Genomic DNA, 17,626 nt, shown 5'->3' on the forward strand with positions numbered 1-17,626 from the left:
AATTTGAATTTACTGCGTTCAAAACAATTTTTGAATCTTAAAAAAAGAACTAAGCTTCGCTTGCTATCTTCAAAATTTTTTTTTAAATGGAAGATCTTTCGACTGGCTCAAGATTATGGATGCTTTTTAATACTCTTTACTTCTTTCCATTGATGGATACTGAATTTATTGCAACTCTTTTTTAAAATTATAGTTGCTTTTTTTAATCTTTACTTTTTTCCATTGATGAAAAAAGTAACAAAAAAATCTAAACTACCTATTCGTTATGCGAGTTAACTACAACCAAAATATATTTTGGTTTTGGTAGTCATGGATTCTACATCCTATTCCATTATCGTATCCAGGCTTTTTATTAAGGTCCCCAATAAAGTTGAGAACAAGCTTTGGACACTTGCCGTTTCATAAGATTTGAATTGCTACGAAAACCATAGTATGTCGGTTTGGGAGGTTGTAGTTATATCTTTTTTATTAAAATGATATTCTTTCGCTAGTTCAAGATTGTGGTTGTGTATTTTTGTTTGTGTGTGTTTTTTTACTCTTTACTTTTTTCCATTGATGAAAAAAGTAACAAAAAAATCTAGACTTGAACTTTCAGCGGTCTAAACTATTTTTAAATCCTAAAATAAATGAACTCGCTGTGCTCAAACAGCATTTATTTTTACGGATTCTTCAAATGTTTGACACTCGCTTCCAAGTTCTATGTCGGTTTGGGATGTTGTAGCTGTATGTTTATTTCTTTAAAATTAGATTTTTCGCAGGCTCAAATTAACTTCTTGGGTCTGTTGCGATGCTCATTTTTTTTGATTGGATAATATTCATGCTGCAAAAACCAAATCGGTTGGTGATTTTACCATAACAGGCATAGACTCCCATTCCGTTTATAGGATATTGATGGACCACATTTGTAAAATGAACTGCATCGAAATAATTGCCTTCAGCATCTATGAACGTGCTTAATCGCATTAACTTACCCTGGGAAGTTTGGTTAAATCTCGTGGTTACTAATTGTCCATATAATAAGACATTTTGATCTGGAAATTGTGCCATTTCTTTTGCCTTGATGTGGGGATGAAATTCATCTATCACCAATGAAAAGTAATTTTGAATGGTAAAGCCCAACAACTCGATTTCGTCATAAAAATTTTCTACCCAATTTGATTGTAGTTCTGGTATCTGAAACTTTTTTTGCTGTATGCGAAATAATGCTGCTTGTTGATTTTTTCTATTTTTTGAGACATTTAATTTAAATGTGGCCTCCCACAACAAAGTGGTTTTGGCTTTGTTTGTAAAACGAAATGCGTCCATGCGAATTAGAATACTGAGCTGTTCTATCGAAATTCTTACACGTTCTAGAAAATCATCCAAAGAGCTAAAAGTGCCAACCAATTGTCTTTCATTTAAAATACGCTGAATGGTTAATTGCTCTAAACTTTTTAAATACCCAAACCCTAAAAAAATGGTTTTGCCTTTTACCCTATTTGCATGGTCGCTTTGATTGATACAAGGCAATTCGATTTTAGCACCACACATTTTTGCTTCGTGAATGTAATGTTCTGCTGTATAAAAACCTCCACCATTATTTAATACTGCCACCATAAATTCTATAGGGTAATAGCATTTCAAAAATAGACTCTGATAACTTTCTACAGCATACGAAGCCGAGTGCCCTTTTGCAAAAGCATAGCCTGCAAAGCTTTTGATTTGATCCCATACTTTGAAAATTAACTCGTCTTTATGTCCCTTTTTTCTACAATTTGCAATGAACTTTTCTTCTACAGCTTTGAACTCTTTGAGTGAACGGTATTTGCCACTCATTCCTCTTCGTAACACATCGGCTTCTCCCAACTTTAAATCTGCAAATTGATTCGCCACTTTCATTACGTCTTCTTGATATACCATGACCCCATAAGTTTCAGGCATTATTTTTAATAATATTGGATTTGCCTCTTTTCGTTTTTCAGGAAAACGATGTCTTTTGATGAATTCCTCTTTCATTCCAGAACTAGAAACTCCTGGTCTTATGATAGAACTCGCGGCTACCAAACCTAAATAATCTTGGGTTTGTAATTTTTGCATTAAACCACGCATTGCAGGAGATTCTACATAATACGCACCAATAGCACCTCCTGTTTTTAAAAGGTTGTTGATGTTTTTATCCTTTTTAAACGTTGCTACATCTGTAATATCAATTTTAGGAGCATCAGGGTTATTTTCTTTGATAATCTCTAAGGCATCTTTAATTTTTGCCAAGCCACGTTGCCCTAAAATATCGAATTTAAAAATCCCTACATCATCCGCAATATTCATATCAAACTGTACTGTCGGAAAATTTTTAGGCGGTAAGTTGGTAGCTGAATAGTAATGAATTGGTTTGTCTAGAATTAAAACGCCTGCAGCATGTACACTTACATAATTTGGAAATCCTTCGATAAGTTTTCCATATTTTAAAACTAAATTAGCCATCTCATCTAATTGCCCTACAACAATTCCTTTGCTTAGTTTGTCTATTTCTTCTTTTGGCAAGCCAAACACCTTACCCAATTCTCGCACTACAGCTTTGTATTTAAAGGTTACATAAGTTGCTAACAGTGCCACATTTTTAAATCGATCGAAAATATATTGGGTCATTATATCTCTATCTTTCCATGAAAAATCGATATCAAAATCTGGAGGAGAAGCTCTAAAAGGATTGATAAATCTTTCGAAATATAAATCTAACTCAATGGGATCTACATCTGTAATTCCTAAAATATACGCCACAATGCTGTTTGCGCCACTACCTCTACCCACATGAAAAAAATTGTTACTATTTGCGTGTTGAATTATGTCGTAATTGATCAGAAAAAAAGACACAAATTTTAAATCGATGATGACTTTTAGTTCCTTTTGAAGTCGGTTGTTCACCTCCTCTGTGATCTCTTTATATCTCTTTGCAATTTTACTCTGACACAACTGATTTAACTGTTTGCAATCCTCTTCGAAGCTATTGTTATATCGTTGTAAGTTTTGATTTGTACGCTCTTTGCCAAAACCAAAATTGATATTGCATTGGTTAAGTATGACTTGGGTATTTTTAATGGCATTCGGAAAATCTTTAAAATGATTTTGCAGATCATCTACCTGGTACATTTTATCCGTTTCGAGGCATTGCTCTGATGCCTCCAACTTGCTTAGTAAGGTATTTTTATCAATTGCTCTTAATATCCTATGTGCATTGAAATCCTTTTTATTTCTTATTGTAACTTGTTGTTGGATTACTATTTTATCTGTGAATTCATTCAAATAAGAGAACCGTAATTTATTGACCTCAGCCAATGAGATGCCGATAAACTCATTTTCTTTAAAGTTGGTTATATTTAATTCTAAAACTTTTTCGAAAGGATAAATAATAATCACCTCTTCTAAAAAAGGAGGTTGTTCTGGTATGCTAGTTTTTGACTCTAAAAAAGAGGATAAAAAACGATTGATATTTTGAAACCCTAAATTGGTTTTAGCCAAGGCCACAAATTGTTGAGTATTCCCATTTCTGAAATCTACCCCTACCACTGGTTTGATGTTTGCTTTCTTAGCCTGTTGCACAAAATTCATACAGGCAGATGTATTGTTGATGTCTGTTAACGCTAATGTGTGGACGTTATTTTCTAACGCCAGTTGTAGCAATTCGGTTTCAGAAAACGTCCCATATCTTAGTGAATAATATGTATGACAATTTAGATACATTTATTATTGTTTTCTATGTGCTAACACCAATGGCGGTTCGCCGTTAAATGGGTTGTTAAACCTCCCAATTGATTTAGCTCCCATTGCTGCAGCTCTCATGATGCTTTTTTCGCCATATTTATTACGGACATTATCCATGGCATTGTATAGATCGAGCATTTGTTCGGTATCATCGAAGAGGTTTATTTGATAATTACCACTCACAATATCGGAAACCTTTACCCCTACCAATCGAATTAACAAACGTCTTTGATACAATTTCTGAAACAATTCTAAGACTGTAGGAATGATGATATGGTCGGCACTAGTATAGGGAATTTTTACCTGTTTGCTGTAGGTATTAAAATCTGAATACCTAATTTTAACGCTTATGGTTGCTGCCAATTTATCTCCTTTTCTTAATTGATATGCTAGGTTTTCTGCCATTGCGAAAATGGTTTCCTTCAACTTATTCATATCAATTGTATCTTTTGTGTAGGTTCTTTCCGTAGACAATGACTTGCGCTCATGAAAAGCAATGATTGGAGGATTGTCGATGCCATTTGCACGTTTCCAAATTGTTTTTCCGTTTGCCCCCAAAACACTGATCATCATTTCTAATGGCATTTCCTGTATCAGCTTTACTTTGTCTATTCCTAAATTTCTTAATATTTTATAGGTTTTTTCACCGACTGAAGGAATTTTTCGAATGGATAAAGGCGCTAAGAAAGATTTCTCAAACCCTTTGTTTATTAGCAATTGGTTGTTTGGTTTTGCTTCGCCAGTAGCCACTTTTGAAACAATTTTATTTTGCGACAATCCAAATGAAATGGGCAGTCCGCTTTCTTTGATGATTCGTTGGCGTAATTCTGAAGCATATTTATAACTTCCAAAAAACGCATCCATTCCTGAAAGGTCTGCATAGAATTCATCGATGCTTGCTTTTTCAAAAACAGGCACACTCTCTTTGATAATTTCTGTGACTATGTTTGAGAACTTGGAATAGGTTCCTGTATTTCCTCTGATGATGGTAGCCTCTGGGCATAATCTTTTGGCAATTTTCATGGACATGCCTGAGTGAATACCGAATCTTCTTGTTTCATAACTGCACGCAGCTACGACTCCTCTGTCTCCAGTGCCCCCCACTAACAATGGTTTTTTTTGTAACCTGCTATCTATCAAACGTTCGCAGGAAACAAAAAAAGTATCTAAATCGAGATGTAAAATATATTTTTTCACGCTGTAAAATTAGCTACAAATTCATACATTTGTTGCTCCATATTGTAGCATTATGAATAATTTATCAAAAAACATCAAACATTTAAGAACTCTCAAAAAGTTAACACAAGAATCTTTGGCTGAAGAATTATCGGTGACCCGATCGAGGATTAGCTCTTATGAAGAAAATAGATCTTCCCCTACCATTGACTTTTTGATAGCTTTTTCTAACTACTTTGGTATCCCTATAGACATCATTATTAAAAATGATTTGACCAAAGCCACTGACGTTTCCTTTATAGAAGTGGGTAATCAACGTGTTCTTTTTCCTATCAGTGTAGATCATGATAATGAAAACTTGATTGAAGTGGTGCCTGCAAAAGCCTCTGCAGGTTATTTGTTGGGGTATGATGATCCTGAATACATTGAACAGCTACAAAAGATTAAACTCCCTTTTTTACCAAAAGGAAAACATAGAGCTTTCCCTATTAAAGGAGATTCTATGTTGCCTATGAAAGATGGTTCTTATTTGGTTGCTAAGTTTGTTGAGGATATACAAAATGCCAAAAGTGGTCATTCTTATATTGTCGTTACGAAAGATGATGGTATGACCTATAAGAGGGTTTATAATCAAGTGGCTGAAAAGCAATCTTTTTTATTGAAACCTGATAATCCAACATACCAACCTTATGAGGTTCCTATTTCTGAAGTTTTGGAATTGTGGAAATTTACGTGTAGCATCAATACTCAAGAATATGAGGAACACGAATTGAAATTGAGCAGTATTATTACCATGTTTACTGATTTGGGTGTGGAATTGGAGGCTTTGAAGAAGTCTTTGATTTAGGTAAATTTTAAAAAAAAATAAATTCTATTTTATTTCCTCAGATCCTTTTGAGATTTACTCCACAACATATCAAAAATAAACTCTTGATAACGGTTTCTAAAATTATCATCATCTGCATACTTCTTATAAATACTTGTATTCGTAAACATCATATTTTGCATTAATGTTTTCACTAAAATATTAGATTCTTCACGAGCATTGGTTTTATCAGAGTTTAAAATAGACATCAATCCTTCTAAATTATTCTCTAATCGTTCTGGGATATCTTTTGTTAAAATGGCTTCTGCCTCTTTTGCATCTACACCTTCACCCCAATCAATATCACCAAAACGGTTATTAAAGGAATTAACAATATTTTCTAAAGTGTCAAATTCAGAATCTGCCATTCCGCCACCCATTTGTACAGGAATTGGTTCTACATAACCTTCTGCATCTTCTAATAATATATTTATTTTATCTATCATTCTACTTGTACGATAGCTGTCCATGTCAATTACTTCAAGTACATTTTCTTCATTTGGCTCATCTTCAATTTTCAAATGTGGAATTAAATGTTTCAATGTTAACCACAACATTTCCCAATATGGTTGTTTAAATTTTAATATGCGAGATAAATAACTATAAGTTCTAACAAAAGACTTTGCACTTCCTTTGAATAAAACTTGCTGATCAAGGATTAAATCTTCATTAAAATTTCTAACAATTTGATCTATTATATTATCTAACGTGCTTCTATCTGTTTTTTCGTCATAATAATCTTCAAAAAATACTTTCACTAAATCTTCATCATAGATTTGAAGTTCATCTAATTCTTCTTGTAAATCATTAAGCTTATTTGGATCTGTTTCTTTACTAAGAATAGTTGTTGTGTAATATGGTTGGAAAGCTGATTGAATATCATCTATTTCGTTGAAAAAATCTAATACAAAAGTTTCTCTCTTATGTGGTTTTTTTGCTCTATTTAACCTCGATAAAGTCTGAACTGCTTGGACATCTGACAACTGTTTATCTACGTACATTGTATGCAGTAATGGTTGATCAAAACCTGTTTGATACTTATCTGCAACTATTAAAAAACGATATTGGTCTGTGTTAAACTGTTTAGGAATATCATTTAAGCCATCTTCGAAAGCATTCATTTTTTCTTCAGTAAGCTCCTCTCCTGTTGCCCAATGTTTTTTCTTTCCTGAAAATGCAACAATCGTCTTAAACGAAGAATTAATTTCTTTTAAATATTTATCAAAGGCTTCCTTGTATTTCATTGCAGACTCTATAGACCTACAAACTACCATAGCTTTGGCTTTATTTTCAATACGCATGCGAACATGTTCATTGAAATGGTCTATCATTATTTTTGACTTCTCTGCAATAGCCAATTCATGACCTTCTACAAAGGCTCTAATTTGCTTATTTGCTTTTTTTGTTTCAAACTGTTCTTCTCCAGTCGCATCTTGTTCCTGTTTTACTTTATAAAAAGATTTCCAAGTAGTATAATTCTTTAGAACATCCAATATAAACTCCTCTTCTATAGCTTGTTTCATACTATACGTATGGAAAGGTAAATATTCAAAATGCTCCTCTCCATGCTCATCCTTATAAGCTTGCTCAAAACCAAATGTTTCAAGAGTTTTGTTCTTTGGAGTTGCTGTAAATGCATAATAACTTGCATTGTTGAGCATTTTACGCCCTTCGATTAGATGATTTAGTAAATCTTCAGTACTTATTTTTCCTTCTTCGTCTCTTGGAATATCATCTGCATTTATATCTGCAAACAACGCATTCATACTAGCTGCTGCTTCCCCACTCTGACTACTATGAGCTTCATCAATTAGAATAGCTACATTTTTAGTCGCCATATCTTGAACTGTTTTAAGAACAAATGGAAATGTTTGAACTGTACATGTAATCACTTTCTTATTATTAGCCAAAGCCAATCGCATATGAGTCGTTTTACTAAAAGAATCTTCATTAGGATCTAATGCTTTTATATCTTTTGCATCTCCCGTAATCGCTTCCACCATTTTTTTCACTTGGGCAAAAGATTTTATATTCTTTCTTATTTGTTCATCTAGAACTCGTCTATCAGTTACAACGATAACACTATCAAATAATGATGTACCATTATCCTTTCCAAATAAAGAGACTAACTGAAGCGTTAACCAAGTTATGGAATTCGACTTACCAGAACCTGCTGAGTGTTGCACTAAATAACGACCTCCTACTCCATTTTCTTTAGTATCTGCTAAAATCTCTCTAACTGCCGTTAATTGATGATACCTTGGAAAAATTTGAATACGTTTTGTTTTTCCTGTTTCAAGATTGATCTCAGAAATAAGCGTAGCAAACTTTTGAATGATGTTACTTAAACTTGATTTACTTAACACTTCTTCCCATAAATATGCAGTTTTTAGTCCATTTGGATTTATGGGGTTTCCAGCACCAAAAGGAGCATATGGTTTTCCTTCATTTTGTCCTTTATTAAATGGAAAAAACGCAGTATTCTTATGAGCTAACGAACCCGTCATATACACTTGGGTCGTATCAGCAGCAAAATGAACCATACAACGCCCTAAGTTAAATATCTTGTCCTTTGGATTACGATCATACATATACTGTTTTATAGCGTTTTGAACTGCCTGATATGTAAATGCGTTCTTTAACTCTGTTGTAATTATTGGCAACCCATTTAAGAAAATGGTTAGATCTAATCTATTTTTGTTGTTGTCTGTATAAATTAATTCTTCTGTAACTGAGAATATATTAGCATCATATTTTGCTTGGTCTTTTAAATTGTAATTAGAATTAGGTTCTGGATAAAAAAACATGATGGTTTTATCATTGTACTTAAACCCTTTACGGAGTAATTCTATAATCCCTTTATCTTGAATTCGTTTGTCTAAACGAACCAGAAATGAGCGTTCTCCTTTTTGTTGAATGTAATTATAGTTAGCTAACTGCGATTCTTCTAAAAAAGCCATCAATTGCTCTTTATTGATGCAAAACTCCCTGTCAAAATCGTTAGATACAGATTCTATATAGCCATGTTTTACTACAAGCTGCTTTACAATTAGCTTTTGTAATGCTTTTTCGGATGTGTCTTTTGGTTTTATCATATCAATTTATAATTCTTTAATTTTGAACTGCATACCTCTAAAGTCTCCACTTCCATCACCTGCTTTTCTATCAAAAGTATGTTGTTTTATTTGGTACATTAATACTAAGTCTTTATCGTCTAGATACTTTCTCAATAAATCTGTTCGGATGTAATCTGAATTCTGTCTAAGTATACCCTCTTCTTCGAATTCAACAGATACAAATGCTCTTTTATTATTTTTATCTAGTATTTGAAAATTTTCAGCATCTGCTTTCAAATTAAGATGCTTACCTATATTCGGAGAAGGTATATTCCCTCTTAAAGCAGGATAAACTTTTGAATTAGTCTCCCAAGAGTATTCTACTAAAGCAGGTTCAACTTCAATTGGTACTTGAACTTGAACAGTATCTAGTTCGATCCCTTTTTTAATAATCTCTTTGGTTTCTTCTCCTTCAAATCCTGACAACTTATTTTTAATAAGACTTTTATCTTTGCCATTAGGTTTATAGTAAACAATAGACTCTCTATTTCTTTTTATTTCGGGTATAGAATCGGCCCAATAAAGTTCTCCAAAATAAGTGTTATCAATAGAATTATTTGAGTGTAAATCAAAATCCCAATTCAATGTTTTATTTAATATTTGATCTTCTTTACCTAATAGGTCCTCTTTTTTAACAAGAAAAGATGTTACAAGTAAAAAAGATCTTACATCGTAAGAAAATTTACTTTTTTCACCTTCCTCAAAATAACCATATAATAAAGTATAATCATTTGAATCGAATTGATAATTAAAAACTTCATCAAGGGATTTGAACTTTTCTTTATATGGCCACTCCTGTGAATCTGTTTTATCTTTCAATAGTTTCTCTGAAAATAACTTTTTATTCAGATATTTTTTTTGCGGATTACTAACCTCAATCTCAACATCACTTAATCGATCATAAAAACTTGTAACACTTGAGTCTTTTTCTCCATCATAAAAAACAGGCAATTCTCCTAGATTTAGAAGGTAACCAGCATATTCAAAAAAAGCATTCCAAGAATATTTTTTACCCAACCTATCAACCTTACCTTTAATATCTGACTTACTTGATCCAAAATAAAAATCTTGTTCAATTCCTTCAGGAAAATCTTTGTAAACTTTTTGTTCATAACCAGAATCTATTAACCGCTTAAATATGTGTGCCACTGCGTCTAAATGACCTTCATTATTAATATCTAATAATCTTGGAATTGTATAAGTGACAAAATCCCCTGAAAATGGATCTGGATCCGGATGACTACTCCATTTCAAGGATACTTTATTTCTGTCATCATCACTAATGTCATCCCAAACTGCAGATGCGTTAAACTTATACTGTTTCAATCTCGCTAATTCTTGGACAGGCAATTCAAAAACTTTTAAATAAATTGCTAAGTCAATAATATGTTTGAAACTATCAATTACTATGTAATGATATGAAGGTTCAGCAGGTTCTGGTTTAAATTGAAGATTATATACTGTATTAGCTAATGGCTTTAATTGATTATTAACAAATGATTGATCATTTTGTTTACGTAAACAGATTCCGTATGCTATACCTGTTAAACGTTCGAATATGTATAAACGTTTTACTTTAGAATATTTTTCTACTTTTAAAAGTATGAATTCTGGATTATTACATCCAAATTCTAAAAGGTTTTTAGAAGCAGAATCCCTTATTTCATGAATTGTAGATTCTAGAAGCCAAATTGTTAACTCAAGTGCTATATTTAACTGATTAGAATCAAAAGTAGAAAAATCTTCCTTTAAAAAGTCTTGAAAAATTGAACTGTTTTCATAAATATTTTTGACCCAAGTTAATTCTATAAGAAAAGGATTAACTTCAAGTAAAAAATCTTTGATATATAGAAAATTTAAAGGAAAATCAGTATCTATATATTGTTCAATATTATTTTCTAATAGTCCATCCCATAAATTTAAGTTTGTAACTAATTCTTTTAATTTTCGCTCTAATCTAGTACTTGCAGTATTACCTGAATAATCTGAAACAAACCTCCATGAATATTCCAATACCAATGGATCTTGAGTATAATCTAGTAAATCATCTGTATATTTTGGATCTTTACTTTTGGAATATCGATAAACCATAAATAGCATTATATCTAATCCCAATTGATGTGCGTTATTATTTAAACTTCCATCAGCTCTATTCTTTTTTATTCCTGATAATAACTTAGAAAATTCATCTGATTTTACAAAATCACTTGGCTTATTATATTTATTATAAAGAAATTGTGCTAATATATAACCACCAACATTCTGAAATGTATGAACTACTTTTTCGCCTTTAAAATAAGGTTGAAAATCTTTCATAAAAAGTAATTCGCTTTCTAGAAACTTATACCCTATTGATGTTGATTTGATTATTTCATCAATTGATTTCCCTTGTGTTAATTCCAAAAAAGTATTATAATTTAATGAACCTGAAATTTCTTGAATAAATTTTTCGGAGCTTCTAAAAATTCCATTAAAAATTGGTCTTGCTGATGGTCTATCTAGTTTGTTAGCTAAATCTATACATTCTTCTTCTATAAATTTAAATAAGGTTTCTTCATAAGAACTGTGGTTTAATCTCACTTTAACGTTACCTGCTCTGTCTCCATTTTTACTAATGCAATAGATTCTTAAAATTAGTGGAGTTGAAAACAATCGACTATTGTTTCTATTAATAACATTAGATTCAATTTTATAATGCTTAAAGTATTGTTCAATCGCTTTTTTTCTAGTTTCAAAAGCCTCAAAACCTGAAAGTTTATGAGAACAGTCTAAAGAAAAATTTCTTTCTATACTGTTTTCGAGGTAAGATGTTCTACAAGTAGCTAAAAAAGTTAAATATTCATATTTAGAAATATCTTCTGTTAAATTCTCAATTCCATCTCCCCAAATAGGACTAAATCCACTCAAATTATAAGTGGTTTCATTCATACCATCAATAATTATTATAACCCTTTTCTTTTTCTTTTTTGCAAATTCATTCAATTTTGAAAAGAAAGAAATTATACTTGTTGCTTCAGAATATTTAAAAACTTTTTGAAAAGCATGTGACAAGCTAGAATGGTTTCCACTAAATGCTGAAGCGGTTATAAATAAGGGAAAATGTCCATCTTTCTTGAGCGAACTATAAATATGAGCTGCAAAATATGTTTTACCAATACCAGCAGCTGCATGCACAATGAAATGATTTCTAATGATCTCGTCTTTTTTATTATTTAAGTCTTCGATAGTCTCATTTAGATCTTGAATAGATAATAGTATGGGCGAAAATGCATCAAAAATCTTGCTTATATTATTCTTTTTATCAGAAGTACTTAATTTTATAAGATCAAAATTACTTGATTCTATATAATCACGAAGTTCATAACTTGAAATAGGAAAATAAACCTGTTCTATTCTGATATCTTGATTGGACCTAACTTGACTTAATACACTTATTTCATTTAGATGTTGATCAATTGTTATTGTTGTGTCTATTACTCTTTGATAATCTAAAAATAAATCTGATTTATCACTAATTATTAAAGGATCCCGATTATCTTCTATAAGAATGTTTAATTCATTTAATTTTGATCTTAATTTTGTAAGGGCTTTTCTACAAGTATTAAATGATTCTGTGTATTCAGAAACTTTAATATGTTCATTAACTATTTGCTCAAATAGTTTTTTTTCAAGTTTACTTTCAACATGAAGTTCTTTAATGAATTTGTTCTTATTTAATCTATAAGTTTCGTTTATTTCTTTAAACCATTTATTTGATAGTTGCCAATTTTCATTACTATTTTGATAAACAACTTTAATTAAATTTAATTCAATATCAACGTTAAAAACGACTCTCCAATTCCACTTCCAAAATAGAATGTTTTTTAAGATGAATTGTCGACCTACATTTCCATTATTTATTTTTTTATGCTCTAGAATTGCAAATAACGTAATAAGGTAAACTTTTATTATAATAGAAACCCAATGATATCCGATAGTAAAACCTCCTAAAATTCCGTCTATAATTATTCTAGCAAACAGTTCCCAATTAACACCAAAATTAATTTTGATAATTTCATAAACGTCATCAAATATTAAGTCTGCGCCAACTTTTGCTAATTCAGCAATTAAACTTATGCTAAACCATTTTAATAAAATAGAAAATATAGACTTTTTATATTTATAATCCACAAACCTTGTCCACCAGTATTCAATTAAATACCATACTCTTTTTAAGAATCTGATGATTAAAGTATCTTCTCTCATATTCTTTTATTTTTCCCTAACATCAATTTTACCGGTTACAGCTTCACTTATTAAACTTTGTTGGTATTCTTTTAATAAGGTTATTTCTTTTTTTGCCTTGATTTCTTGCTCTTTGATTACTTTATCAAGCTCAAATACTGCTTCTTGAGTCTTAGCATCTGGTAATGGGATATTTAATGTACTAAAGTCTGTAAAACTAATATTCTGTCCATCTCTAATACCAGAAATAATGGTATTCAATAACTCAATAAAAGGTTTCGATTTTAGGAAATACTTGTAAAATATTCTTAATTTTTCATTATCGAATTCTTCTTTTATCACAAATACTGTATAAGCAGGACTTACTATACCTTGATAATAAGAAAATTCTATTCCTCCTTGAAAACTTCTTAAACTAATTACAAAACTCTCATTTAAAACAAGTTTTTGGCTTAACAATCCTTTTTCATCAGGTGAAACAAAATTCTCGCTACACATAGATTTTGGTAATACTCCTCTATTTTGAGTAACAGCAAGCAATTCTTCTTGTGGTTTATTTTTAATTTTAATTTCATTAAAAATCCATTTTGCTTTTAAAGTTTTCCAATCTTTTGGAAAATTATCTTCCCACTCAGAAACTTCTTTAGGCTCTTGAAAACCATTGATTGATAATTTATAAGCCTTCTCTTTTAAAAGTTTTATCGTTTTTTCTTTATCAGAAATTAAGAGTTCGATTTCACTTGTTTTTTTGTCTAAGAAATTAGAAATTTCTATTTGTTCTTTTTTAGGAGGAACTGGTAATTGAAATAAGTTAAATTCATCTGCGGGTAATCTCCATCTACCCAATTCAGAACTTCCTTGTCCTAAAGGAAAAAATAATTTGTCCCAATATCCTTTTTGGAATAAGTATAACATATACCTAGCATCTGATTCCTTGTCTTTTAATTTAAAAACACGATAATCAGGACTTATAACACCTTCATATTTTGAGATATCAACATAACCAGTTAACAAATCCATATGGTTCATACCAAAATCTCCTTTATCAACTATTTGATACTTAGAATAATTCATAGATAATTGACCTCCACCACTTTCAGTATCTTTAATTTTAATACCTTTTTGAGTAATAGAAAGTATATTGTGTCCTAATTCGCCAGAAATACGTTTGGTTATATCAAACAAGTACTTAGATTTTTTAACTTCCCAATGCTCAGGAATTCCTCCTAACCATCCTATTTGTGAATCTTTATATTTAGGATAAGTATTATGATTACTCATTAAGTAAGGATGTTTTTAATTAAACCGTCACTTTCGTTTTCCAATGCTATCAAATCTTTGGTTATTCTTTCAAGACTTCTAAGAGGTTTGTATTTATAAAAATACTTGGTAAATGATATTTCGTAACCAATTGTTGTTTTAGAATAATCAATCCAAGCATCTGAAACATGAGGTAATACTTCGCTTTTAAAATAGATATCAATATCTTCAAGTAACGGTACATTTTCTGAATCCCTTAAGTCAGAATCTGGTTCGTAAATAATGGTCCCATCTTTTTCTTTCTTCTTTACAATTGGTTCTGCTTCTTCATTCTTCCAACTAATGGCATTAATAATTTGCTTTTTTTCAGAAGGACTTATACTTATTTTAAGTTTTTTAATACTCTTATCCAATTCTCCTTTATAGATATTGAAATCATTAGAAACAGTATCTCCAAAATGGTTAAATAGCTTTTGTGCTGCATCCATTATTCCTTTTTGAACCTTCCAATATTTCACATCAAACAATTTGTTCTTATTTGCTGGAGAAACTTTAATCTCATTGGCTTCCCAGTATTTTAACAAAGACTCTTTGTGCTGTTTTATATCTGTGTATACATCTTCTCCAAATTGTTCGTAGATGTACTCCATTTCATCTTGTAGTGCATTATGAAACCTTAATCCGTCTACTTTTTCTTGTGTAAATTGGCAGGACAAACGCAAAGGTCTATCGATAATAATTTTTTGATAGCCAAAATCGGAGTTTTTGAATATTTTAGACTTTTCAGTAGCTTCAAAATTCAAATAAATATCAGTAATCTGTCTAATATGATCTTTCGTTAATTCATTAGATTTATTACCTAAACTTTTTCGCTTCTTTTTATATATTTCGGTCGCATCTATTAATTGTACTTTACCTTTTCTGTGTTCTAATTTTCTATTAGAAAGAATAAAGATATAGGTAGAAATACCTGTATTATAAAACATGTTCTTTGGTAAACCGATAATACAATCTACCCAATCGTTTTCTATTAACCATTTTCTAATATTACTTTCACCGCTTCCTGCATCACCTGTAAATAATGCCGAACCATTGTGTACAGAAGCCACACGAGAACCTAAATCTGTATTGTTCTTCATTTTATAAGCCATGTTAGCTAAAAACAACAATTGTCCATCACTACTTCTAGGTGTCCCTACAGAAAATCTCGGATCTAATATTTTTTTACCATCCTGAATAGCATCGATATCAATTTTCCAACTCTTTCCGTATGGTGGATTAGAAAGCATAAAATCAAATTCCTTTCCCATAAATCCATCATTCCCTAGCGTTGAACCATAGGCGATATTTTCAGGATTTTCATTTTTAATTAGCATGTCAGAAGTACAAATAGCATATGTTTCTGGGTTTACTTCTTGCCCATACAAAACAAACTTAGATTTGTTATTTGTAATTTCTTCTGCAAAATGTTCTGCTTCGGTAAGCATACCTCCAGAACCACAAGCAGGGTCGTAAATAGAATAACGTGCATGTTCTTTTATCTGTCCTTTTAAAGGCTCAAAAACAACATGTGTCATTAAACGTATTATTTCTCTTGGCGTAAAATGTTCTCCTGCTTCTTCATTATTCTCTTCGTTGAATTTTCTAATCAACTCTTCAAAAACGTACCCCATTCCTAAATTTGATAAACCAAGTAGTTTTTCACCTTTTGAGTTGGTTACATCATTTGGACCAAGGTTGATTTCATTGGAAACCAATTTTTCAATTAATGCAAAAGTAATTCCAGCTTCTTGCATCGTTTGAAGCTGGTTTCTAATTTTGAACTTAGAAATAATCTCTTGAACGTTTGGTCCAAATCCATCTAAATACTCTTCTAAATTTGAATCTATATTTTCCGGATCAGACATTAAAGACACATACTTAAACTTTGCTTCTGTAGGACCATTTTTTCCCATTGTAAAACGAGAAGTATTATAAAAAGGATAACCAGAGAATCTATTCAATGCAGATTTATCGTCAATTTTATTATCAATTAAAAATTGATCATTTTCTAGTACCTTTTCTTTTGATTTTTCAAGTAATACGTCTAACCTTCTAATAACTGTAAAAGGTAAAATAATATCTCTATACTTTCCTCTTACAAATACATCTCTTAAAACATCATCTGCTATCCCCCAGATAAAATTTACTACTTTATTGTGTGCTTTTTGCTTCATTAATGTAAATTTTTACTTCTTCTTTTAATTTTAATATGAATGTTTTTTCACTTTCAAATATTTTACTTACTACATTACCTTGTTTGTTTTTTAACAAATGATATTTTAGTTCATTAGGATTGCTTATTTAATAGTGGATTTTTATTCATTATTAAACATAAATTCCTTGTCCTCAGAAAATGCTGAAAGTCTCTTATTCAAAAGTGACATTCAGAAACACTAAAAAGTGATAATTAAATTTAGTTATTTATAAGCAATTTTCAACTAAAAAGATAAAAACTAAAGGTATACATTCTACTTAAACAAAGCAAAAGGAAGTAAAATAAATTATTTTAAAATTTTAAGAGTATTTTTTAAAGAGTATAGAAGTTTAATTGACTAGATTTATTTGCTCCAAGAGTTATCGAACATTATTTTTTCCATTTCCCAAGGAGCATCTCCAATGATACCTAAATCATAAACTGTTTTGTTTATATCTGATAACCTACCCTTGTCATCAACAAAATTATTATACACAATTATGTTTTCATCTTTATTTGTAAACTTGATGCTTTGCTGCTTATCATTTTGATCTAACCCAATAATTTGCTCTTTATTTACATTAAAGTCTTTAAAAGTTATTAATAATGGATTCCTTGAAGGATTTTCTTCTAAAAGGTTAAATGTATCGGTTAATACTGGTTCTACTAAAAGCAATAGCAACTCTGTTTTATTATATTTAATATATTTGAATGATAGAATATTATTTATTAGAATTCTTTTATTATTAAATTCCAATATCATTGGCTTGTATTGAAAATTTAATATTTGCTTCTTATATTCATTTTCTTTTTTAATATTATTTTTTATTTCTGATTCTTCTAAAAATAGTTGATTGATTAAGTTAATTATTAACCTGATATTATTTATTGGATACCCAACAACTCCCATAAAACTATGAGAATCTTTATGAACTCTGCCGTTTCGCATTCTTCTTGCTCTATCAAAATCTAACTGCAATGATGATAACCCAACTTTATTTAAAACCT

At 30.6% G+C, this 17,626-nt stretch carries 8 protein-coding genes; 1 reads left to right on the plus strand and 7 read right to left on the minus strand.

Translation table 11 applies throughout. The features are described from left to right. Nucleotides 1-765 precede the first annotated feature (765 nt). Both LPB03_RS04995 and dinB read right to left on the minus strand, forming a co-directional pair. Nucleotides 766-3,720 (minus strand): DNA polymerase III subunit alpha, encoded by a 2,955-nt coding sequence (locus tag LPB03_RS04995; RefSeq protein ID WP_065318979.1) that lies wholly within the window; start codon nt 3,718-3,720, stop codon nt 766-768. Between the two features lie 3 nt (nt 3,721-3,723). After that, a complete protein-coding gene (dinB, locus tag LPB03_RS05000; RefSeq protein ID WP_065318978.1) occupies nt 3,724-4,938 on the minus strand; it encodes a DNA polymerase IV in 1,215 nt (404 codons plus the stop codon). A 52-nt stretch (nt 4,939-4,990) separates the two neighbouring features. Here dinB and LPB03_RS05005 point away from each other — a divergent pair, with 52 nt between their 5' ends. Continuing rightward, nucleotides 4,991-5,764, plus strand: a complete 774-nt coding sequence (locus LPB03_RS05005) for an XRE family transcriptional regulator (protein ID WP_065318977.1) — start codon at nt 4,991-4,993, stop codon at nt 5,762-5,764. 29 nt (nt 5,765-5,793) lie between these two features. On the opposite strand, the gene LPB03_RS05010 is transcribed toward LPB03_RS05005, so the two are convergent. From LPB03_RS05010 to LPB03_RS05030, 5 genes are all read right to left on the minus strand, one after another. Continuing rightward, on the minus strand, nt 5,794-8,877 hold the full coding sequence (locus LPB03_RS05010; RefSeq protein WP_065318976.1) for a type I restriction endonuclease subunit R: 3,084 nt from the start codon (nt 8,875-8,877) through the stop codon (nt 5,794-5,796). A gap of 6 nt (nt 8,878-8,883) precedes the next feature. Continuing rightward, on the minus strand, nt 8,884-13,143 hold the full coding sequence (locus tag LPB03_RS05015; protein WP_065318975.1) for an NACHT domain-containing protein: 4,260 nt from the start codon (nt 13,141-13,143) through the stop codon (nt 8,884-8,886). 6 nt (nt 13,144-13,149) lie between these two features. Then, nucleotides 13,150-14,403, minus strand: coding sequence for a restriction endonuclease subunit S (locus LPB03_RS05020; RefSeq protein WP_065318974.1), 1,254 nt, complete (start codon nt 14,401-14,403; stop codon nt 13,150-13,152). Next, nucleotides 14,403-16,598: a type I restriction-modification system subunit M gene (locus LPB03_RS05025; RefSeq protein WP_065318973.1), complete on the minus strand. Its 2,196-nt coding sequence runs from the start codon at nt 16,596-16,598 to the stop codon at nt 14,403-14,405. The genes LPB03_RS05020 and LPB03_RS05025 overlap by 1 nt, the downstream gene beginning before the upstream one ends. A gap of 384 nt (nt 16,599-16,982) precedes the next feature. After that, nucleotides 16,983-17,597, minus strand: coding sequence for a hypothetical protein (locus LPB03_RS05030; RefSeq protein WP_065318972.1), 615 nt, complete (start codon nt 17,595-17,597; stop codon nt 16,983-16,985). Nucleotides 17,598-17,626: the final 29 nt, after the last annotated feature.

Source organism: Polaribacter vadi (assembly GCF_001761365.1).
In the GTDB taxonomy this organism is placed as follows: domain Bacteria; phylum Bacteroidota; class Bacteroidia; order Flavobacteriales; family Flavobacteriaceae; genus Polaribacter; species Polaribacter vadi.